This window comes from Campylobacter sp. MG1, from assembly GCF_026616895.1.
Lineage (GTDB): Bacteria > Campylobacterota > Campylobacteria > Campylobacterales > Campylobacteraceae > Campylobacter_E.
In genome coordinates this window covers 66,295-89,640 of the sequence record NZ_JANYME010000001.1, presented here as the reverse complement: position 1 = coordinate 89,640, position 23,346 = coordinate 66,295, and the positions used below count along the sequence as shown (strand labels likewise).

General features: G+C 28.5%; 15 protein-coding genes. 13 read left to right on the top strand and 2 right to left on the bottom strand.

Features of this window, described 5'->3' with window-relative positions:
* Window positions 1-23: 23 nt before the first annotated feature.
* From nhaD to NY022_RS00335, 13 genes are all read left to right on the top strand, one after another.
* Entirely contained in the window at window positions 24-1,319 is a 1,296-nt protein-coding gene (gene nhaD, locus NY022_RS00390) for a sodium:proton antiporter NhaD (protein WP_267523047.1), read from the top strand.
* 12 nt (window positions 1,320-1,331) lie between these two features.
* The gene (gene guaA / locus NY022_RS00385) at window positions 1,332-2,867 is read left to right on the top strand and encodes a glutamine-hydrolyzing GMP synthase (protein ID WP_267523046.1); all 1,536 of its coding nucleotides are present in this window, start codon (window positions 1,332-1,334) and stop codon (window positions 2,865-2,867) included.
* A gap of 89 nt (window positions 2,868-2,956) precedes the next feature.
* Window positions 2,957-4,081 (top strand): tetratricopeptide repeat protein, encoded by a 1,125-nt coding sequence (locus NY022_RS00380; RefSeq protein WP_267523045.1) that lies wholly within the window; start codon window positions 2,957-2,959, stop codon window positions 4,079-4,081.
* A 69-nt stretch (window positions 4,082-4,150) separates the two neighbouring features.
* A complete protein-coding gene (locus tag NY022_RS00375; RefSeq protein ID WP_267523044.1) occupies window positions 4,151-4,624 on the top strand; it encodes a DUF2004 domain-containing protein in 474 nt (157 codons plus the stop codon).
* Window positions 4,625-4,734: 110 nt separating this feature from the next.
* On the top strand, window positions 4,735-6,648 hold the full coding sequence (locus NY022_RS00370; protein WP_267523043.1) for a DUF4259 domain-containing protein: 1,914 nt from the start codon (window positions 4,735-4,737) through the stop codon (window positions 6,646-6,648).
* A gap of 12 nt (window positions 6,649-6,660) precedes the next feature.
* Entirely contained in the window at window positions 6,661-7,050 is a 390-nt protein-coding gene (locus NY022_RS00365) for a hypothetical protein (protein ID WP_267523042.1), read from the top strand.
* 1 nt (window position 7,051) lies between these two features.
* Window positions 7,052-7,594 carry an SMI1/KNR4 family protein gene (locus tag NY022_RS00360; RefSeq protein ID WP_267523041.1) on the top strand — a complete coding sequence of 181 codons (543 nt, stop codon included), beginning with the start codon at window positions 7,052-7,054 and terminating at the stop codon, window positions 7,592-7,594.
* A 109-nt stretch (window positions 7,595-7,703) separates the two neighbouring features.
* The gene (locus tag NY022_RS09720; RefSeq protein WP_420707965.1) at window positions 7,704-7,823 is read left to right on the top strand and encodes a DUF7638 domain-containing protein; all 120 of its coding nucleotides are present in this window, start codon (window positions 7,704-7,706) and stop codon (window positions 7,821-7,823) included.
* A 246-nt stretch (window positions 7,824-8,069) separates the two neighbouring features.
* Window positions 8,070-8,609 (top strand): DUF7638 domain-containing protein, encoded by a 540-nt coding sequence (locus NY022_RS00355; RefSeq protein ID WP_267523040.1) that lies wholly within the window; start codon window positions 8,070-8,072, stop codon window positions 8,607-8,609.
* 655 nt (window positions 8,610-9,264) lie between these two features.
* On the top strand, window positions 9,265-9,405 hold the full coding sequence (locus NY022_RS00350) for a hypothetical protein (protein WP_267523039.1): 141 nt from the start codon (window positions 9,265-9,267) through the stop codon (window positions 9,403-9,405).
* A gap of 330 nt (window positions 9,406-9,735) precedes the next feature.
* On the top strand, window positions 9,736-10,152 hold the full coding sequence (locus NY022_RS00345) for a DUF6892 domain-containing protein (RefSeq protein WP_267523038.1): 417 nt from the start codon (window positions 9,736-9,738) through the stop codon (window positions 10,150-10,152).
* 29 nt (window positions 10,153-10,181) lie between these two features.
* On the top strand, window positions 10,182-10,337 hold the full coding sequence (locus NY022_RS00340; RefSeq protein WP_267523037.1) for a hypothetical protein: 156 nt from the start codon (window positions 10,182-10,184) through the stop codon (window positions 10,335-10,337).
* Between the two features lie 503 nt (window positions 10,338-10,840).
* On the top strand, window positions 10,841-11,905 hold the full coding sequence (locus NY022_RS00335) for a tyrosine-type recombinase/integrase (RefSeq protein ID WP_267523036.1): 1,065 nt from the start codon (window positions 10,841-10,843) through the stop codon (window positions 11,903-11,905).
* 213 nt (window positions 11,906-12,118) lie between these two features.
* Here the strand turns inward: NY022_RS00335 and bamE are convergent, their stop codons facing one another.
* Together bamE and NY022_RS00325 are read right to left on the bottom strand one after the other, a co-directional pair.
* On the bottom strand, window positions 12,119-12,874 hold the full coding sequence (bamE, locus tag NY022_RS00330) for an OmpA family protein (protein WP_267523035.1): 756 nt from the start codon (window positions 12,872-12,874) through the stop codon (window positions 12,119-12,121).
* Window positions 12,875-12,916: 42 nt separating this feature from the next.
* Window positions 12,917-23,176: a YadA-like family protein gene (locus tag NY022_RS00325; RefSeq protein ID WP_267523034.1), complete on the bottom strand. Its 10,260-nt coding sequence runs from the start codon at window positions 23,174-23,176 to the stop codon at window positions 12,917-12,919.
* Between the last annotated feature and the right edge of the window lie 170 nt (window positions 23,177-23,346).

The window sequence follows — 23,346 nt, the reverse complement described above, 5'->3', positions numbered from 1 at the left end:
AACTATTTTTCAAAGGAGAAGCTATGGATATAGCATTTACATGGGCTGGTATTTTATGCCTAGTGGTATTTATCATCGGTTACTATTTTATTGCAGCTGAGGATAAATATCATATAAATAAAACAAAACCAGCAATATTTATTGGGACTTTAATGTTTATAATTTTGGGTATTTATTTAGTTTTAAATAATCACAATACCACACACTTAGAAGAAGAGGTTAAGCATTTAATAGAAGAGATTGCTGAAATAGTGTTTTTCTTAATGGTTGCTATGACTTATATTGAAGCTTTAATTGAGCGTAATGTTTTTAATACCTTAAAATATAAGCTTGTAACAAAGGGATATACTTATAGAAAGTTATTTTGGCTAACTGGGCTTTTAGCATTTTTCATATCTCCTGTTGCTGATAATTTAACTACAGCTTTAATTCTTTCAACCGTTTTACTTACAATTGACAATCAAAAAAAGGAATTTTTAGTTCCTGGTGCTATAAATATAGTTGTAGCTGCAAATGCAGGTGGAGCTTGGAGTCCTTTTGGAGATATTACAACTCTTATGGTTTGGACTGCTGGTAAAAGTCCTTTTATAGACTTTTTCGCATTATTTCCTGCTAGTTTCCTTGGTTGGTGGCTTACTGCGTTTTTATTAAGCAAATTCGTTCCAAATGTAAAACCTAATTTTGATTCAAGTAAAATGAGTGAGGAAAGAATAAAAGATGGTGGAAAAATCATTATTTTATTGGGTGCTTTAACGATTTTTAGTGCAGTTTTAATGCACTCATTATTTGGTTTACCTGCTATGTGGGGAATGATGTTTGGTTTATCACTTTTAAGTCTTTATACTTATAGATTTAATGTCGCTCGTGGTAAAAAAGATATAAATATTTTTCATTATATGACAAAAATTGAAATGGATACATTGTTATTTTTCTTTGGTATTTTAGCCGCTGTTGGAGCACTTCATTTTGCAGGTTGGCTAGCTTATGCTTCAAGATTATATGATTTTGCTGGAGTTACTACTACAAATATCGGAGTAGGGCTTTTAAGTGCTATTGTAGATAATGTGCCTGTTATGAGTGCGGTTTTAAAAGCAAATCCAAATATGAATATAGATGATTGGCTTTTAGTAACTCTAACAGCTGGAATAGGGGGTTCATTAATTAGTTTTGGTTCTGCTGCTGGGGTTGGAGTAATGGGTAAAATGCGTGGAATTTATACCTTTGGCTCTCATATGAAATATGCTTGGACTGTTTTATTAGGTTATGTTCTAAGTGTTATCATTTGGTGGTTACAATTTGAATATTTTGATTTATATTAGGAAAGGAATTTGATGGAAAAGGCAGATATTTTAGTGCTTGATTTTGGGTCGCAATACACCCAACTAATTGCTAGAAGGCTAAGAGAGCAGGGGGTTTATACGCTTATTTTACCATTTAATGTGAGTGTAAATGAAATAAAAAGTTATGAACCTAAAGGAATTATTTTAAGTGGTGGTCCTGCTAGTGTTTATGCAAATGATGCTTATTTTTGTGATAAAGAAATTTTTAATTTAGGATTACCGATTTTAGGAATTTGTTATGGAATGCAATTAATGGCTCATCATTTTGGAGCAGTTGTTGCACCTGCAGGTCATAAAGAATATGGAAAAGCTAGAATTGACATAAAAAGCGATAGTTGCTTATTTAATAATTTACCAAAATCACAAATAGTATGGATGAGTCATTCTGATAAGGTTGAAAATTTACCTGATGGTTTTAAAGTTGTTGCTACTAGCGAAAATAGCCCATTTTGTGCATTTGCAAATGAAGAAAGAAAAATGTACGCTTTACAATTTCATCCTGAAGTGCAACACAGTGAATTCGGTAAAAGTATTCTTAAAAATTTCGCAAAATACGCTTGTAATTGCGAAAGTATTTGGAATATGGGCTCATTTGCTAAGACACAAATTGAAAAAATTAAAGAGCAAGTTGGAGATAAAAAGGTTCTTTGTGCAATTAGTGGTGGTGTAGATAGTAGCGTTGTGGCTGCATTGCTTGCTAGTGCTATTAAAGAACAAACTATTTTAGTTTTTGTTGATACTGGATTGCTTAGAAAAAATGAAAAAGAGCAAGTAGAAAGTATGCTTAAATTAAAATTCGGAATAGAATTAAATACAATTGATGCAAGAGAAATTTTCTTAAAGAAATTAAAAGGTGTAACAGACCCAGAAACTAAGCGTAAAATTATCGGAAATACCTTTATTGAAATATTTGAATATTTTGCAAAAAAACAAGAAGGTGTTGAATTTTTAGCTCAAGGCACTTTATATACTGATATTATTGAAAGTAGCGTTGTAGGTAGCTCGAAAACAATTAAGAGCCATCACAATGTAGGTGGCTTACCTGAAAAGATGAATTTAAAATTAGTTGAACCTTTAAAAGAAATATTTAAAGACGAAGTAAGATTGCTTGGACTTGAATTAGGTCTTACTAAAGACTTAGTATATCGCCATCCTTTCCCAGGTCCAGGACTTGCAATTAGAATTATGGGTGAAGTAAATGAAGAAAGCCTAAATATCTTAAAAGAAGCTGATGATATTTTCATTCAAGAGCTTAAAGCAAATGGTTATTATGATAAAACTTGGCAAGCATTTTGCGTATTGTTAAATGTAAGAAGCGTTGGAGTAATGGGTGATAATAGAACCTATGATAACGCGATAGCTTTAAGAGCAGTTGATGCAAGTGATGGTATGACAGCTACATTTTCTCATTTACCTTATGAATTATTAGAGAATGTAAGTAGAAGAATTATAAACGAAGTTAATGGAATTAATAGAGTAGTTTATGATATTTCTAGTAAGCCACCTGCAACTATAGAATGGGAATAATTTTTATTAGAAAACCATCATTTTGGTGGTTTTCTAGCTTTTTATGTATATTATTTTTTAAATAAAAAATCTAACTAATAAAAATAAAAATGGCAAAAATGCTAGATGAAATTAAAACCTATTGGCAGCAAATAAAAAACGAATACGAAAATAAATATGTGGATAGTTTTTTAAGAGATTATGAAAAATCAAAAGAATTTCTTCAAAGAATGCAAAATTATTTATTAAAAGAACAAACCGAATTTTCTAATAGTATTGATATTGTATGCACGCTTGCTTCTGTAAAATTAGAGCTTAGAGAAAATAAAGATGATTGTATAAAATTATTAAATGATTTTTTAAATAAATTTGAAAATATTTTTAATAATACACAAAAAGCAAGAATTTATACAAATATGGCTTTTTATGCTGATTATTCTACTCTTACATTAAAATATTTAAAAAAGGCTTTTAATTTAAAATCTAATTTTTCACAAACATATAAAGGACTTGGACTATATTATTTTAGTGAATATGAAATTTATCAAGATAATAAAATTTTATCGTTAAGCAAGAAATATTTTGAAATAGCGAAAAATATGAGTGAAAATTACGAAAATAATTTTAATTATGCGGTATGTTTATATGAGCTTAATGAATATGAAAAAGCCAAAGAAATATTTATAAATTTATTAAAACAATATCCTAATAGAATGAGAATTATGCTTTGCATTTCTTATTGTGAAGCATATTTAAAAAATAAAGAAAAATCAAAATTTTATTTACAACAAGTAAAAAGCGACATAGATGATAACTATCATCTAGAAACTGATAATATATCAGAATATGAAATTTATAATGTATATTATGTACTTAACGAACTTGATGAATATTTAAATTACTGGAGTGAAGATGATATTTTAAAATATTATATAGCCGATTGGAGGCATTATTTTTATGCTCTATGGATAAAAAATAAAAAAGAGTTATTTTTTAAATTTGAAAAACAATACAAAGAATATTTTAAAAACTCTATAAAAGAAGCAATTATTGATGAAGATTATGAAAGCGAAGAAGAAAAACAAGAATTTATTGATGATTGTAAAAAGGAGTCAAAAGAATTTGATGAAATAATAGAGAATATAAAAAATGGCATTTTAAAACCTGAAATTAAATTACCCTTATATCCTGAATATTCTTGTTTTATGATAGATTGTATTAGACATAATTTCTAAATATTTGTTTTATAATTTTATAATGTTTATAATAATTTATTTTAAAAATTACATAAAGGAGAAGTAATTATGAGCAAATTTAATCACGAATTTTTTGGAGTAATTGATACACAAAAAGATTTAGACAATGGTTTAGGAGATATTTTTGGTGATGGAATTAGTGTTCTTTGGGAAGAGGAATATAAGGGAATTATAGTAACGCTTTGGTATGATAAAAACTATGAAATTACAAATGAAATTTTAGATATTTTTTCTAATTTTTTAAAAAATTATGACTTGCATGATAAAAATTTAAGACTTGTACTCAAAGAATATTTAAAAAAAGATAATGAATATATAGTTTTTCATAAAGATGCAGGACTTAAAGTGCCTAATGATATATCAGAATTTGTAGAAAAAATGCAAGTAAATTCTATCGCTTTATGGATTGGAGAAGATTTTATTAATGTTGATTTTATGATTAATCCTGATGAAAGTGATGAAATTTTATGCGTTAAATTAAATAATAATCTAGAAGTAAAGAGTATAGATTGGGAAAGCTAAAAAATAAATTTATTGATTTTACAAATATAAATTTTATATGCTAAATTAAATATTTTTATTAGCCATATATATAATTTATAATAATAAAAACATTTATTAGGAGGGGTTGAATGTATAGTATTTTTGATAATGATATAGCTTATAAAGCTTTAAATGATTTAAAAAATTCAAAAAACATTATTGGTGATATTGAAAAATATTTTGATAAAGTGATTAATTCTAAGCATATAGAATTAGATGAATGTTATTATGCTTTAGTATCAGCGGCAATAATTGATAGTGTGGTTAACAATACGCAATATAGATGTGATGAAGATTTTTTAGAATGGGTCAAAACACTTAAAAAGCTTAACTTTTCTTCACTTATACAAAAAGCTATAAAAGCTATTGATAGCATTGTTTTAAGCAATTCTAAATTAAAAGAAATATGGTCAAGCAATAAATGGCAAGTAGCTAATATTGCTATGAAAGAAAGACTTGCTAACAATTTAAATATTTTAGAGCAATGTCAAAAGCTAAATGAAGAAAGTGAATTTGAAAAAATAATCACTATTTTAGAAATTTTAGAAAAAAATATCCCAGAAATTGATAGCGAACTAGCTCGTGCTTACGCAAATTTAGGAGCTAATAATAATGATAAGAAATTGCTTTATAAAGCGATTGAATTATTAAAGCCTCATAAAGTTTATTTTGCCGATGATTATTTTTACAATTACAGAATGGGTTTTGCAAATTACTATCTTAACGAGATTTTAAATGCTTTAAATTATTTTAATAAAGCTTTAGAAATTAAACCTAATGATGAAGATAGTAAAAATTACATTGAAAGTTGTCTAACAATGCTTTCTTTGCCTAAATTTGAAAAAACTTTTAAGAAAAGAGTTGAGAATGCTTGGAATGAGTTTTTAAAAAACGAAGCAAAACTTCGTAATCTTATAGATACTTCTAAAGTATCTGAAAATAGCGAAGAATTAGTAGAATTTTGTGGTGATATACTTCATATCGCTTTTAAAGATATTTCATTTGAATTGGGATTTAACGGCGAAAAATACGAACTTATTCTCATATCAGAAGGAGATTTGATAAATTTATTTGAGCTAGATTATTTTGCAAAAAATACACCGAAGGAAATATTTAAACATTGGAATATTGTATTAGGAAGACAAGCACACAAAAATATGGGAATTGTCATAAGTGATTTAAAAGTTGATGGCAATGATGTAAAAGTTTGGCTTGATATAGATGAAAATGAAACTTGGTATGATGATGTAGATGGTAGATATATTGGCCTAAGTATTTATTGTGAAAAATTATTACCTTTATGTAAAGATGATTACAATAGAGCATATTGGATGCTTGCTGCATTAGTTGACCAAAATTTAGGCGAATTATTTTGTATGAAATATATCCAAGCTTTTGATATTTTAGATACACCTAAAGATGAAAATTTTATTTTGCTTACAAATTTGCCTGAAAAATTACAAGAATTAGATTTTAAATTAGATGTTAATGCACAAAATTTACTTGAAAATTATTTTGGATATAAAGGAGAGGCAATAAAAGATAGTGATGAATTTAGGCTAGATATCATGAGCGGAGTTACTTGTTGTCATCCTATAGTTAATGCTTATTTAAAAAATGATGAATATTATATAAATAAACTATATGAAAATGGTAGTGTAGCTGGGTTTTTGGCATATCCTTTGTGTGATTTTCAAGGTGATGATATAGTTAAAGAAATTTTTAATTTTAGAGATAGCTTAGAAGAATATTTGCTTAATAATTGCGAAAATTCAATAACACTAATCGGCGGTGCTACAGGCGAAAATTATGGATATGTAGATTTTATTGCGTGGGATATAGATGATGTTTTAAAAAATGCTAAAGAATTTTTTAATAATACTGATATTAGATGGGCTTGTTTTAATGTATTTAGAAAAGAGGCATTTTATGTGCCTTTAAAAAATGAAGATACAAAACAAGTAGAGCAAAGCATTACATTTAATCCTAATAATATTGAATAATTTTATGAAAATTTGTATAAGTTAAACGATAAAAATCAATTTTCTCTTTGCATTAAGACATTACAAGAAGTCCTTGAAGAATTTCATAATTATCGCTATTATTATGAATTGGTTAGAGCACTTGAAAATTATGCAATTATTGGCGATAATGGATTTCAACCTTCTTATGACAAGTATAAAAAAGCTTTATATGAAGCAATAGATATTTTAGAATCTATCCGCAAAGAAGGAGAAACAAAAGCTAATTGGAATATGAGAATGGCTTATGCTTATCAATATCTTAATCAAGGAGAAAAAGCCATAATGTATGCTAAAACATGGAGTGAGCTTGACCCTGAAGATGAAGACGCAAAATTGGTTATTAATGAATGCAAAGAAGCAATAGAAAAAAGAGAGAAATAAAATGAATAAAAGCAATATTTATTTTGCAAATTTTGATTTTACGAATTTTTGGGATGATAGTGATTATGCTTTAGAAGAGTATGTAAATGATATTCCATCAGATGAGCTAATGAAAAGCATAGAGAAAGAATTAGGCTATAAATTGCCTGATTCTTATATTTATCTTTCAAAACAGCATAATGGTGGTATTCCTGTTAATACTTGTTTTCCTACAAATAAACCTACAATGTGGGCAAAAGACCATATTGAAATTACTGGGATTATGGGTATTGGGCGAGATAAAGATTGTTCTTTATGTGGGAGATTTGGTAGTCAATTTATGATTAGTGAATGGGGATATCCTAATATTGGTGTAGCAATTTGTGATACTCCTACCGATGGGCATAATATGATTTTTTTAGATTATAGAGAATGTGGAATCAAAGGAGAGCCTAAAGTAGTAAATATTGATCAAGAAAATGATTATGAAATTACGCATTTAGCCGATAATTTTGAGAAATTTATATGTGGTTTAGTAAGTAGAGAAAATTTTAATTATGATTAGTAAAAACAGGCGAAAATGTTTTCGCAAGATGGAGATTATGTAGAGCTTGTAATCAAATAGTACGCTTATTTTAGTGAATAAAATTATTTGATTAGGGGAGGTAGAAATTATGAAAAATATTTATCGTTTCCAAAGAATTGAAGGAAGATACATTCCAGGTATTATAAAAAATGGAAATTATTTTTTTACAACAGTAGCTATTTATGAAGTTGGAGTAATTAACTGTTGAGAAAAAGTTGAGTTTCATGATATTAAAAAAGTAATTGATAGAGATTGGCTATGTTGCGAAATTCCAAATGGAAGGAATTTTTCCATTTTTGAAGTTGGAGATTAGATTATAAAATCAGCTAAATGGACTTACAATAAAGATACTTATTATAAATCTATTGTAGAAAATATAAAAGAGTTAAATCCCTGTATAGAAGAAATTAATACAATAGTAAGAAAAATTCCAAAGGAATATGATAAAGAATTGATGATGATTACTTCAAATCCATTTAAAATGGAATATAAATCTAAATTATACAGCCGTTTAGATGATAATGATACTTTTATTTTTTACAATTTTAAAGGAGAATTTTATTTAACTACTTTAATAGCTTACGAGGACAAAACTTTAAAAATTGGAATGTTAGAAAAAGAATACTTTTCTTTAGAAGAAATAAAAGATATGTTTGATAAAAATATTCTTACAACAGAGGTAAAGGATAAATTTTTTATAAAAGATTTTGCGGAGATAAAAATAGAAAGTATTGGCTATTTTGTAAAAAAAAGCCAAAAATTTAAAGAGATAGAAGATATGATGAAAAAAGTTTGCGGAGAGAAAACAACTCTTGAATTATGTAAAGAAGCATATCATCAGTATTTGTCTTACCAATGTGACTATACAAAAGAGAAATTAAGAAAAGCTTATGAGGCTGTTCCAGAACATGAAAGAATTTATCTAGAGGATATGGATTCTAAAGATTGGGACTACCAAAGAATTTTATATTCTAATGAAAAAAGAGAGGTATAAACCTACTTGATGAAAAGAAAGAAAAAGGGTTAATCAAAGAGGTCCTATTGTAGTAGAGTTAAATTAAGGAGAATATAAATATGATTATAGATGAAAGAAAAAAAGTTTTAGAGCATTTAGTGTTTAAAGCCAGTGTTGCCGGAAATAAAGATTGCTTTGATATGTCAGAAGAATAATTTTTAAAAGAATTTTTAGAAGAAACTAAGCAAGATGAGGAATGGATTGTTTATAAGGAGTTTTCAAAGCAAAGAAAATATGGAACATTTTGTAGCAGCTCCTTTTGTGATTATTCCAACTGTAACTGCAGTTCATGCTTTGCTTGTTGGACTTTTAGTAAGATAAATAGGGTAGAATGAAGAATATGTTATTTATCCATGTTGTAAGCAAGAAGTTTATAAAGAAGCGATTATATGCCTTTTTGTAAGTTTGGAACAGCTTAAATTTATGAATTAGTTAAATAAAACATATAGAAAAAACTTGAGGATTTGGAGGTAAATAAAAAATGTTTTGATAGAACTTATCGAAAAATATTTATTGATATAATAGGTTGACTACTAAATCCCAGTTTATCTAACTAACTATTAATTGTTTTAAGGACACTTACTAAAAAGTAGGTGTCTTTTTTATGTCCATTTTTAAGAAAGGAGGGATATAAGTGGCAAATAGAATAAAGGGTATTACAGTTGAGATTGGTGGAGATACTACAGGTCTTGATAAATCATTAAAAGGAGTAAATTATCTAACAAGTATTATAAAGGAGGATTTATGTGGCTTTTTAAAAGAAAAAAAGAAATAAAAAAAGTTGATGTATATGAGAACAAAGTAGTGTTAGATGATAAAGTTTTAAATTTTCCTTTGTCATTAAAAGATATTTAAGAAATCTTAGGAAAGCCAAATCGTATTTATCAAGCAAATGAAGTGCGTATGAAATATATTTATGATGAGTTAGGAATTGTTTTTGGTGCAACTTTATCAAATATAAAAAAAATTTTATAAATCTTGCAATATTGATGTAGATGATAATCACAATATTAACTCTATTATTCTTTATTTAGGAAAAACCGTCATACCGGCAACCTATGAAAAAGATGATGAATTACCTTCTAAGACTTGCAATGCAATGGTGATGTTTGAAGGTAATAAGCCTCATTTTTGGGGTGGCTCTACTTATATTAGTGATTTTTGGATATATTATGGCGAAAATATAGATGGTGAAATCAAAAAATTAAACAACACTCTTTCTATCCATTTCTCACCAAAACCTATCAAAAAACCAGCTAATTATAAGATTAAAAATAATCTTGTAAACGCCTTACATTTTGATAATTTAAATTTTAAACTTGCCGTTATACAAGTGTTGATGTATGATTTAGAAATTTTAGAACCATATTTTGATATTTATGATTTTGCAGAGCAATATAATGGCAAAGAAATTGATACAGAAAGCGAAACTATTATAAAACCTGCACTTAATTTTTTCAAAAAATTGCCGATACCAAAAGAGCTTGCAACTAAGGTTGAGGAAATTTATATGGATGGCTGAAATGACATATATCTGAATATTATTCCGCAATGGGACGGCGAAGATGGGATTTTTGTATAAATGAGATAACTTTACTAGAGTTAAAACAATTCCCAAATCTTAAAAAAGCGACCATAATGAGTAGCAATTTTGATAAAGTAGGAGAAATTTTTAAAATAGCAGGTATTGAAGTAGAATTGTTATAATAAAGTATGTAAAGAAAAATAGTTTTAAAATAAAAATTAAATTATTGCTTCAGATGTAATATGGATTATATATATGATAAAATAGTAATATTATTAAATTAGTATTGAAAACTATAATTTTCAAACAATTATTTATCCCACTAATTTTATTAATTTGTTTTACTTTTTAAATTTAGACAAAAAAGTATTGTTTTCCATACTTTATATTACTTAACTTTATATAAATTTTACGTGTTTTAAAGCTTATATCTTTCATACTATATAATTTTAAAACATTCAATAAAAAATTTTCACACTTTTTATATGTATAATTTTATATATAAAAATACATAAAATTATACATAAAATTATTAGTAAAATATTATGATAATTTTATATATTTAACTATATAGCAAGTAAAATATAAATTTATATTTGTACTATTTTTTCTATAGATAAAATATTTAAAATAATTTTATATTGAAAACATTTTTTGATATACTAAAATAAAAAAGGATATAAAAATGAAATACCCTCTTGATTGTGAAGAAAATTTTAATAATTCTATGTTGTTTTGGCTTAGTAAATTTTTGAAATTCAAAATAAATTCATTGTCTAATAAATTACTAGATAATCCAGATTTATTGCGTGATATTAATATAAAGTTAAATACAACTCCAAAAAATATAACAGAATTAGATAATTTAGCAAAACAAATTAGAAATATAGGTATAATAGGAATTAATACTTATTTTAATCCATTGAAAAAATTTTATGAACAAATTATTCATTACAAGCTCTACTCTCTTAAAATAATTGATGAGGATTTAGTTATTGAAATTCTTGCAAGTATTACAGCTGGTCTTAGTGATGCTAGTAAAAAAAATTATAAGATAGCTATAGTTAATTTTTTTAAATTTTTAAATTCTCAAAATAAAGATGACGATGGTAGTCATGTTTTTGAAATAGAATTAAAAAATTGGCTTGGTCTTAAAGCTAGTGCTGGTCAAAAATTACCTGAATATATGAATGAAGAGCAAATGAAATTATTTTTAAAAACATTAGATGAATTTAATTTTAAAAGTAATTCCGACAGAAACAAATTAGCCATAAAAATAATACTTTTTACAGGTATTAGGGTTAATGAAGTTTTAAGATTAAGATTAAAAGATATTAGTTTTGAAAATGAATTAGTCAGTTTAAGAATTCACGCAAAAGGAAATAAATATCGCGTGGTATTATTAGATATAAATTTAATAAACAATCATTTAAATTATTTAAAAAATATAATAGCACAAGATGATTTTATTTTCATTGGACGCAATAGTAAACCACTAACACAAGCTTATATTTCTAGACTAATTGAAAATGTCTTATTACAAGCAGGGATTAGAAAAGAAAAAAATGGAGCCCATATGTTAAGACATAGTTTTGCTACCCTACTCTATAAAAAAGAAAAGGATTTATTATTAGTTCAAGAAGCCTTAGGTCATGCTTCGCTTAATACTTCAAGAATTTATACTCATTTTGATAATGATAAATTAAAACTAGCAGCAAAAATCGCTAAAAATTTAAAAGATGACTCTTAGCATTATCAAAAAAGCTATATTCATTAATATTTTATAATTTTAAAATATTAATGAATTTTATACTATTTTCAGTATAAAAAATACTAAAATATTTATATTTTACAATATTAAACTTATATTAATATTTTTATATTTTAAAAAATAAACAAACAATATTTTAAAGAAAGCTTAAATATTTTAAAAAAGCGCAAACACATAAAGTGTTTGCAATTATTATTTTATTTCAATAGTTACACGCCTATTTGGTTTTAAGCATTTTACTTGTTGCTCTTTTTTATCTACATTAGCACAGATTTTAACTTGTTCTCTTTCGCCTATTATATTTATTTTTATTTTTTTGTAACCTAATTTTAAAAGTTCATTTTCAACACTTTTTGCCCTACTCTCAGCTAAGGTTAAATTATAATAATCACTTCCAAAATAATCAGTATGTGCCCTTACATAAATTGTAGTATCTTTATCAATATTACTGACAAATTTCTTAAGTTTTTTGATTTCATCATTTTTTATATCAAATTTATCAAAATCAAATAATAATTCTATTTCTTTTTCTTGCATAATCTTATTATCTTTTTTCTCAATTAATTCAATACAATTTTTTGGCTTATAAAAAAAACTTTGTGCTTTTTTATTTTTATCAAAAATAATCTTGTATTGACATTGAATAATATTATTATCGCTAGATATAAAATTAAATAAATAATCCCATTCAACCGGAGAAAACATTCCTTCGGAATAATGTGGATGACTGATTAATGCATAAATTTGATCCTTAGTCATATCTTTTTTTATTTTTTTAAGATTTTCTATATTAGGATATGTCCCACCTTTTATCCAAGCAGAATCAATTTTTGGCCACCTTACTTCATCATATTTCATTATTCCATCTTTTGGGATATTTTTAGTAATATAATCAGAACAACCAAACATTAATAAAGATAAAATTCCAACCGTTATTTTTTTATACATAAAAATCCTTTCATCAAAAAAGAGTTTAAAACTCTTTTTATATTACCAGTGAAATCCAACTGAAGCTGCTCCACCTACATTTCTTTGTGAATCATAACTCATAGCACCTTTAAATACCCACTTGCCACTATCAGACATTTTTGATATTCCAAAAGCTGCTGCATTTTGTCCATTATATGTTCCATATCCTAAAGAAAACATTCCTTTACCAGGTATAGTTGATTGAGGTAAATTTCCTACAGCTAAAGCATTAGCAGTTCCTGCATTTGCTTCTTTTTTATTTTTATTAACAATTTCATTTAAGCGAATATTATCTCCCTTAATACTAGCTATCGCATCATTTATATTATTTGCACCAGTACCACCGATATTTAAATTTTTATTAATTTCAATTTTACCTGTCTCTTCATTTACTGTAACAATTTTACCTTCTGGTAATTCATAACCAGCACCTAATATCATAGTATGAACTGTTTCTACTATTTGTGAAACATTCGCTGCATCTGTTTGTTTTGTTCCAGCTGCAACATTTTGAATCTTTTTACCACCAGCATTTATACCATCATTATTGATAACGACATCACCAGATTTAAATTCATTAGCTACTACTTGATTTGCAGTAATATTATTAAATGTAGGATTTTTTTTCATCTCTATTTTAATTACTCCATTACCTTGATTATATTCATAAGTAGTTGTAATATTATTTGATGAATAATTTTCACCAGCAACTTTTTCGCTTCCTATAACACTAAGCCTTGATCCTAAATTTTGTTGAGTATTTGTATCATTACCAGTATTACCATTAAATACCAAACCTTTATTAACAGTATCAATAATATCATCAATGATAGCGGTTACTTCTTTATGTGTTTTAGGTTCATCTGTTCCATCACTATTTTTTATAGCATGAAAATCAGGTTTTGCAAAACCATCTTTACTATCATTAAGTGCAAGTCCTAAAGCCTCTCTTAAACTATCTAATTGACTACCATTAATAACATCTTTAGAATCCTTACTAATATCTCCATTAGATACATTTGTAATTTTTGCATCATTTACATTTAATTCGTTTTTGTCCTCATCAAGTGTAATTTTTGTAGCACCATTAGTAAGTGATGAAATTTCATCCAAGTCACCTTTTACATTTATCTCATAAATATCATGCCCATCTAAACCTTGACTGCTTACAATATTTACATTTTTACCTTCTATCACTTCAGTTCTAGCACTAGCTGTCGCTTTATTTACAATATTAGCTACATTATCTCCAGTTACGAAAGCATTATTAGGTGTATTACTTGTAATTGTTTTACCATCGCCTGATATACTTAATTCTGATTTTACAACTGATAAGTCATAAATTGTTTGTTTATTATTACCTAATTGCTCTTTAATATTTACCGAACCATCATTTGACACAACTTCAGTTTTTGCCGCATTAATATTTTCGTTTAATTCATTTTTTAGATTATAAATTTGACTACCATTGATAGCATCTTTTGAATTAGCATTAATCTCACCATCAGCTACATTTGTAATTTTTGCACCATTTACATTTAATTCGTTTTTATCCTTGTCAAGTGTAATTTTTGTAGCACCATTAGTAAGTGATGAAATTTCATCTAAGTCGCCTTTTACATTTATCTCATAAATATCATGCCCATCAGCTCCATTAGTAGCTACCACGCTTACATTTTTACCTTCTATTACTTCAGTTCTAGCACTAGCTGTCGCTTTATTTACGATATTAGCTACATTATCTCCAGTTACGAAAGCATTATTTGGCGTATTACTTGCTATAGTTTTTCCGTCATTTGATATGCTTAATTCTGATTTTACAACTGATAAATCATAAATTGTTTGTTTATTATCACCTTGTCTTTCAGCAATATTTATTGACTTATCATCTGATTCCACTTCAGTTTTCGCTGCGTTAATATTTGTATTTAATTCATTTTTTAGATTATGAATTTGACCACCATTGATAGCATCTTTTGAATTTTCAGCGATATTACCATCAGCTACATTTGTAATTTTTACAGGAGAACTATTACCATTACCTTTTAATGTGATTTCATTGTCTTTAAATTCAATTCCACTTTTACCATTATTATTAATAGAATTACCATTAATAACAGTAGAACCATTATTATCTTTTATTGTAACTTCACTAAATTCAGGTTTATCTTTAAAACCTATTACAATTTTATCATCTTTTACAACTGAAGCAATATTTTTATTTGTGTAATCATTACTTACATTATTGCTTTCAAAATTAAAATCGCCTGTAGTAATTGATAATGTATCACCTAGCTGTTTTGTAGTAATTATACCATTATCAGCATTAAACACCCTACCCTTATTCATAGCTAATATCAAATCATCAATAGCATCTTTATAACTTGTAGTAGGAGCATTTTTACCAGCTGTAATCGCTGTAAAATTAGGTGCTTTAAATCCATCACCAGTATCATTTAAACTAAGACCTAATTTATCACCTAAATCTTTCAACTGGCTACCATTGATAGCATCAGTTGAATTATCAGTAATACTACCTTTAGCTAAATTTGTTAATTTTGTAGGAGTAGTTGATGTGCCGTCTGGATTAACCATAGATATAACAACATCATTAGAATCAACTTTTGAATTCATATCAGGCTTACCATCTTTTATTTTATAAAATTCATCACCAACTTTAGTAACTTGTGTGCCATCTGCGGTTGTAAATTGTATAGGCTTATCTACATGAACATTATAAATCGTTTGATTATTTGTTCCTACTTCTTGTGTAATTATAGTTGCACCTGTGCCTGTTACTTCGGTTTTTGAAGCGTTAATACTTGTATTTAATTCATTTTTTAGATTATGAATTTGACCACCATTAATAGCATCTTTTGAATTTTCAGTGATATTACCATCTGCTACATTTGTGATTTTTTGATTACCAGCATTTATACCTTTGTCTTTCTCAATTACTATACCACCAACATCAACTTTATCAGCGTTAATATCTTTAAATGTAGGACTGTCTTTGAAACCTATTATAATTTTACCATTTTCAGCTTTAGTTTGTAAATTACTACCAACAAAAACATTATCTATATTACCAGCATTTATATTTAGAGTCGAACCTAATGCTTGTTTTGTTGTTCCAGTATCAGCATTAAATGTTAAACCTAAATCTTTTAAATAATCTAAGCCTGTATTAACGACATTAGCTACATTACCAGCTGTTACTAATTTATCAGCACCAGTAGGATTTACTATTTTACCATTATTATCATTACTTAAACTTGCTGTTAATGTATTAACTGTGATAGTTGTTTTACCATTATTGTCAGTACTCACATCTACACTTGTAGTATTTGGAGTAGTAGTTACAAATTCAACCTGGTTGCCACTGGTAATTAGGTGTTTATTAGCATTATTTTCACCTGATACATTCCAACCTATTGCACCAAGCATATTATCAATAGTAGGTGCGTCATAGAATGTATTTGCAACATTTGGTGTAGTTGGTATTGTAATAACGCCATCGGTAATTGTAGGTTTATTTGCTAGATTAACATTAAATGTAACCTTTGTAGCACCATTTTCATTGACAACATTTGCCGTAGTTCCTGTGCCATTAGCAAAATTTACCTTGCTATCTTTTCCTATTTCAGCAACTTTTTTGTCATTACCTCGAATTTCCCATTTGCTACCATTCACAGCGTTTGTTACAGCTGCATCAACATAATCTTTATTCGTAGCGTCCTTACCATTTGTAGGAGTTGCTACATTTGTTATAGGTTTATTACCTGCATTTATACCTTTATCTTTATCAACTACTACATCACCAGCGATAAATTTATCTGCTTTAACCTCATTAAATGTAGGTTTTTCACTCATTTTTATAGTGATAGTCCCATCACCATTTTCATTTTTATATTCTGTAGTAATATTATCACTAACATAATTTACACCATTAGTAGCTGCTGAACCTACAACACTAAGTTTTGAGCCTAAATATTGAGTATTTTCACCAGTATTATCTGCAAAAATCATTCCACTATTTACTCTATCTATAGTGCTATTTAATACATTTAAATAAGTAGCTTGATTAGTCGTTATATTTTTTCCTTGCTTATCTTTTAATGCTGTAAAAGTAGGATTATCAAAAATGGTATCATTTGAATTTAACCCTAAAATATTACCTAAATTATGTAATTGTGAGCCATTAATAGCTTCTTTTGAACTATCACTAATGGCACCGGCTGCTACATTTGAAAGTTTTACATTACTACCTAATAAACTAACATTATCATCATTAAATTTTATACCTGTAGTATTAGCATTATTATTTTTACCTTGTATAGAATTACCCGATATTACCATATTATTAGCATTATTATCACCGACCTTAACACTATTAAATTCAGGATTATCCTTTAAACCTATAGCTAATTTTCCATCTACAATGCTGGTTTGTAAATTTTGACCCTTATGATCATTGCCTATATCATTAGCTACTACTTCTAATGTTTCATCAAGCTTCTTACTAACTTCGCCATCTTGAGTTTTGAATGTTATGGCTTTTTCTTTAAATGCATTTAGTTCATCATTTTTTGCTGTAATCTTAATAGTTGTAGTCTTATCATCATTTTTTTCAACCACTACTTCAGTGGTTTTGTCATTGCCTGATATAAATTTAACATTACTATCATTTTTAACAAAATTTTGAGCACCATTTTTATCTGAAACACTCCAGCCTATGTTATTTGCTATTGTGTTAATAGATTTTACATCATAAAAACTATTTTCATTATTTTGAGCTAATACTACTTTATTATCATTATTTAAAGTAGCACTTAATTTATCTACATTAAATGTAACCTTTGTATTTCCACTATCATCAGTAACACTCGCTGTCGTGCCTGTACCATTTACAAACTGAACTTTATTATCCTTGCCTACTTTATTGACTTCAGCACCATCATTACCTGCGATAATCCATTTATGATCATCAACATATTTTTTATTTGCCGCATCATTATCATCTGTAGGAGTTTCTACATTTGTAATTTTTTTATCACCAGCGTTAATACCATTGTCTTTATCAATAGTAACTTTACCAGCTGTAAATTTATTAGCTGTAACTTCACTAAAAGTAGGTTTATCGCTAAAACCAATTTCAATAGAATTGCCATTTATTCTAGTTTCTAGATTAGTTCCTTTATAATCATCAAAATCATTTGTAATAATAGCTAAACTTTCACCTAAATTCTTATGAATTTTACCTGCTGTTCCGTTATTATCAGCTGTAAAATCTAAGCCTAAATTTGTTAAATCAGTTTTTAATTCATTTAAATTACTAGCTACATTACCAGCTGTGATAAGATTATCTTTATTATGACTACCTGTAGTATCTGCGACATAATCTCCATCAGCACCCTTTGATACAGTAGTAGTTTTTGTCGCTATTTTAATGGTCGGCTCGTTTGCATTAGTTTTATCTAATGTTACACTTAATGTATTATCGCTATCACTTTTAAATGAAAGTTTTTTCCTATCTATTTCAGTTGTTAAATTATTATCTATTTCAGCATTATTAGTTCCGTCGCTTACATCAAAACCTATAGTATCAGCATAGGTTTTCAAATTTGAAGCTGTGTAATATAACTGAGAGCCGTTGATTGCGTCAGTAGAAAATTCATCTACTACACCAGCTGCTACATTTTGGATTTGCCTTTCTTTACCAGCTGAACCAACTGAAAATACTGACATTGATTTATTTTTAATTTCTTTAGATGCATTTAATCTTTCGTCTGAGCTAAGATTTATATCCTTAGACTTAGTAAATAGCGCTTGATATTCATCTTGGGTTAAAAATTTATTATCTGGTTTAGCACCTACGTTATCATTGTTCTCAATAGAATTTATTGAGAAAACATAATTACCAGTATTTACCCCTGTAACTTCTGAATCAGCTCCGATAGCAACACTACTAAAAATATTTGTACTACCAACTATCTTTGCACCATCACCTATAGCAACACCTTTGCTAACATCATTTATAGCATTTCCTAATGATATAGATTTTTCGCCATTAGCTTGAGAATTTGAACCTAAAGCTATACTATAATTACCTTTAGGTAAAGAATTTCTACCTATACCTATAGCTTGAATTCCAACTAAACTCATATCATTTTCTTTACCGACTTCTGAACCAGCACCATAACCTATCAAAACCGATGAATCATTAGCATTTTTTATACCAGTTCCTAGTGATATAGAAAAATCACTTTTTCCAATTTCATTACTAACATCAGCTCCTATAGCTATTGAGTTTTCAGCCCTTGCCCCGTCGTTTTTATAATTGCCATCAGCTTTTGAATTTATAGAAAAATATGGAGTATAGTTTTTAAGTGCTACTGCATATAACTGCGACCCATTTACGGCGTCAGTTGATGTAGGTGAAATTTCTCCAGCTGCTACGTTCATAATCCTACGCTCACCACCAGCATAACCAACGCTAACACCACCTATTGAAGTAGCTCCTGCAAATATATCAGCACTTCCTGTTTCTCCACCATACACTATCGCTTTTTTTGTTCCTTTAAGTATAGTTCCTTTTGTAATGGTTCCATTTGAGCCACCAGTAGTAGTAGAACCTGCTTGGTTATCTTTATCAAGATTTTTCGGAGCATTTGCAGTGTTTTCAGTATTTATAAAATTACTATATGTAATAGTAGAATTATCGCCCAAATATAAAGAATTACTAACTTTAGCTACAACATTATTACCTAAAACATATGTATTTGCACCAGTTACGTTATTATTATTACCTATTGCAAATGAATTATTCTTAACAATTGTATTTTTATTACCAAAAGCTGCAGAACTATCAACACTCGTTAGAGTATTTTCATTACCAATAGCTATTGAATTTTTTGAACTTGTAGCATTATTGCTATTACCAAATATTTGAGTTAGATTAGAATTTGATATATTTTTATTACCAATAATACTAGAATTACCAGAACCTGAACCGTTATTGCCACTACCAATTAAATTTAAAGAACCTTTACCTGTTTCGTTAAAATCTCCACCGCTAGATGAAGTTATATTGTTCCTACCGATTATAAACACACTATCTGAATTTTCATCACTGTTTTTGTATCCAAAAATAAGTGAATTTTTTGTATTAGTAGATTTATTTTCATTACCAACTAATTGAGTATTATTTAAACCTTTGTTATCAACATTGTTAAAACTTTCATTTTTATTTCCTAAAAGAAAGCTATTTTGAGCGTCGTCTATTTGGTTTCCTATACCTACAATTGTGGTATCACTGCTATTTTTTATTGTATTATTGCCTCCGATAGCATAGGCTTTTCCACTGCCATTTTGCTTAGTACCATTATTCGTAAATGCTTGAATTTTATTATCATTTCCGAATATGCCTGAATTTATGCTATCACTTATACTAGAATTATTACCTAAAACAATAGCATTATCACTCTTTGCTGTCGCATTAGGGCCTATTGCCACTGAGTTTGTAGCAATAGCTCCATCATTTTTCTCGTTACCTGTTTCACTAGAATTTACCGAAAAATACTTTATAGTGCTACCTGATTTTGATGAGATAGTAATAGTTGTTGTTTTATCACTATCTGAATTTTCTACGCTAACAGTAGTATCGCCACCACCTACAAATTTAACTTTTTTATCATTTGTTATTTTATTAGTAACTTGAGTATTATTATTAGTTCCAGAGATATTCCAACCTACACTATTTGAATATTCCTTTAATTTCTCAGCTGTAAAAAATAATTGCGAACCATTAATAGCGTCAGTTGAAGTCGCACTGATATCTCCTGCAGCTACATTTACGATTTGGCGTTCTTTACCAGTATCTCCTACTGAAAACACCGAAGTACCCGAAGTACCATCTTTAGGGAGTCCAGCTACAGTATTTGTAGCAAGTGTAGTAACAGCAAATGGATTATAAAAATAAGTTCCACTTGTATTAGCATTCTTAGTTTTAGAATAGCTACCCATTGCAACGCTATTATCATTACTAGCGGTTGCGTTTTGTCCTATAGCTATAGCACTATCATTTGCTGAATTAGCCATGTAACCTATAGCTATAGAATTATTCTTTTGAGCCTGTGATTTAGACATTATAGCTAGGGCATATTCGCCACTGGTAATAGCAACCTTCTTTGTTAAAGTACTACCGTCTGTAGTAGTTTCTGAAGTTGTTCCAGCTTTAGAATCTGAACCTAATGCTAAAGAATAATTGCCTATAGCCTGAGAGTGCGTTCCTAGTGCAACTGAACCATTACCATTAGCTATCGTTGGTGTCCAATAACCACTTCTACCACTATCATCGCCACCTATAGCTACAGCACCATAACCAAATGTTTTTATATCATTTCCTATACCGATTGATTGATCTCCACTAACAAGTAAGCCAGAGCCTATACCAACTGATTGTGCTCCAGATACAAGGGTAAATGATTGAGCATTATCAGTATGACCATTATTACTTCCTATAGCGAGTGATCTATTACTTGTTGCATAAGTGAATGCACCAATAGATGTTGAAAATATACCACTAGCTAATGCATAATTACCTATACTAAGTGATTTTTCACCTGTTGATTGATTTATTGTTGGTTGGCTTACTTTAGAAAGATATTTATTAACTTCACTATATACCGAACCAGCATAATTACCTAAAGCTAAGGATTCTTTTCCATTAGCTAAAGCATTTGGTCCTATTGCCATAGCATTAGTTCCTTTTGCACCTAGGCTATCTTTATTACCTGTGTCAGTCGAGTTTATTGAAAAATACTTAGTATACATATTCAAAGTAGTTGTATTACCGGCCGTATTTAAAGATAATTCTATATTATTAGCACCATTATCACCTGTTTTGAAATTTACAATATTGTCATTTATTATCTTAGTATTACCAGCGCCGTTTGCTTGTATTTTCCAACCTACAGTATCAGAATAATTCTTTAAATTTTCAGCTGTGATATATAATTGTGCTCCATTGATAGCATCGGTTGATGTTGCACTCACTACACCTGGAGAAACATTTTGAATTTGTCTAGTTAATCCACTTTTACCTATTGAAAATACAGTTGCTCTACTTTCTACTGATATAGTTTTACTATTATTCATACCTGCTGTGTAGGTGTAGTCTCCTGTATTTAGACTATTAGCTACTGATTCGCTACCTATAGCTACAGCATTATTAATGCCACTCCCTACTTGTGCTACTTTTCCTATCGCTATTGCGTTATTAGAACTCACACTAGAACCCCACATCATTGCTAGGCTATATTCATTGTTTGCTATAGCATTAGAACCTAAAGCAAGTGAAGCATTTCCTGTTGCCTTAGAAAGAGAGCCCACAGCTACTGCACCATTTCCAGTAGCTTCAGTAGTTACATATTTTGTGCCATTTATAGGTATAACTTCATCACCACCTATAGCTATAGAACCTGCTCCACTAGCATTACTTTTTTTACCTATAGCCACTGAACTACTACCTGATGTTTTAGCCGTATTACCTATAGCTATTGAGTTATTTTCTGTAGTTGTCGCTGTATTACCTACGGCTATTGAATTTTCACCACTAGCACTAGATCCCCACATCATAGCCAAACTGTAATTACTGTTAGCATTAGCGTTAGCACCTAAGGCTAATGACGCTGTGGCTGTAGATTTAGTATGGGTTCCTATAGCTACTGAACCTTGCCCTGAAGCTGTAGTTCTTGGATAACCTAAATTATTAGATAAACTTCCCATATCATCACTACCTAAGGCTATAGCACCCTCACCTGTAACATCAATATCGTTACCTATACCTATAGATTGTCTTTTCGTAACATTAATACCAGTTCCTATGCCTATTGATTGCTCACCAGTAACTGTTGTTTTACGAACACCATCGGTCCCAGCACTATCACTACCTATAGCTATAGCCCTTCCTGTATTAGCCTTATCACTAGTTGCTGTAGAATTATTTCCTATAGCCATATTATTATTAGAATCAATATTGACATTATTACCACCACCAGTCACTGCATACAAATCAACTGGAGTGCAAAATATTACCGAACTTACAATTATACTTAAAGCTGGATTTATACTAAAAAATTTACTAAAAACCCCACATTCTTGATTAGATTTTGAGTTACTAACTACTGCTCTTTGACCTTTACAAAATGAAGATGACTTTTCACTGATAGGGACATATCCTATACCTTGTTTAAATGTGAGTTTATAATTTTTATTCATTAAATATTCCTTAAATTAATCGCTAATACATATAATTAACGAAATAAAAGTTAATTTTTTTCATCTTTGTTACATTTTTTCACAACATACCCATAAAAAATGGAGGGTCATTATAACAAAAAAAAAAAAAAACACGAGTATATACTTTGGTGAAATTTTGTATTTTTTTT

Coding starts and splice junctions, on each gene's coding strand:
- NY022_RS00325 (WP_267523034.1), bottom strand. CDS start 23,176: ATGAATAAAAATTATAAACTCACATTTAAACAAGGTATAGGATATGTC.
- NY022_RS00340 (WP_267523037.1), top strand. CDS start 10,182: ATGGGACGGCGAAGATGGGATTTTTGTATAAATGAGATAACTTTACTA.
- NY022_RS09720 (WP_420707965.1), top strand. CDS start 7,704: ATGAAAAATATTTATCGTTTCCAAAGAATTGAAGGAAGATACATTCCA.
- nhaD (WP_267523047.1), top strand. CDS start 24: ATGGATATAGCATTTACATGGGCTGGTATTTTATGCCTAGTGGTATTT.
- NY022_RS00380 (WP_267523045.1), top strand. CDS start 2,957: ATGGCAAAAATGCTAGATGAAATTAAAACCTATTGGCAGCAAATAAAA.
- NY022_RS00335 (WP_267523036.1), top strand. CDS start 10,841: ATGAAATACCCTCTTGATTGTGAAGAAAATTTTAATAATTCTATGTTG.
- NY022_RS00370 (WP_267523043.1), top strand. CDS start 4,735: ATGTATAGTATTTTTGATAATGATATAGCTTATAAAGCTTTAAATGAT.
- bamE (WP_267523035.1), bottom strand. CDS start 12,874: ATGTATAAAAAAATAACGGTTGGAATTTTATCTTTATTAATGTTTGGT.
- NY022_RS00355 (WP_267523040.1), top strand. CDS start 8,070: ATGATGATTACTTCAAATCCATTTAAAATGGAATATAAATCTAAATTA.
- NY022_RS00345 (WP_267523038.1), top strand. CDS start 9,736: ATGTTTGAAGGTAATAAGCCTCATTTTTGGGGTGGCTCTACTTATATT.
- guaA (WP_267523046.1), top strand. CDS start 1,332: ATGGAAAAGGCAGATATTTTAGTGCTTGATTTTGGGTCGCAATACACC.
- NY022_RS00360 (WP_267523041.1), top strand. CDS start 7,052: ATGAATAAAAGCAATATTTATTTTGCAAATTTTGATTTTACGAATTTT.
- NY022_RS00375 (WP_267523044.1), top strand. CDS start 4,151: ATGAGCAAATTTAATCACGAATTTTTTGGAGTAATTGATACACAAAAA.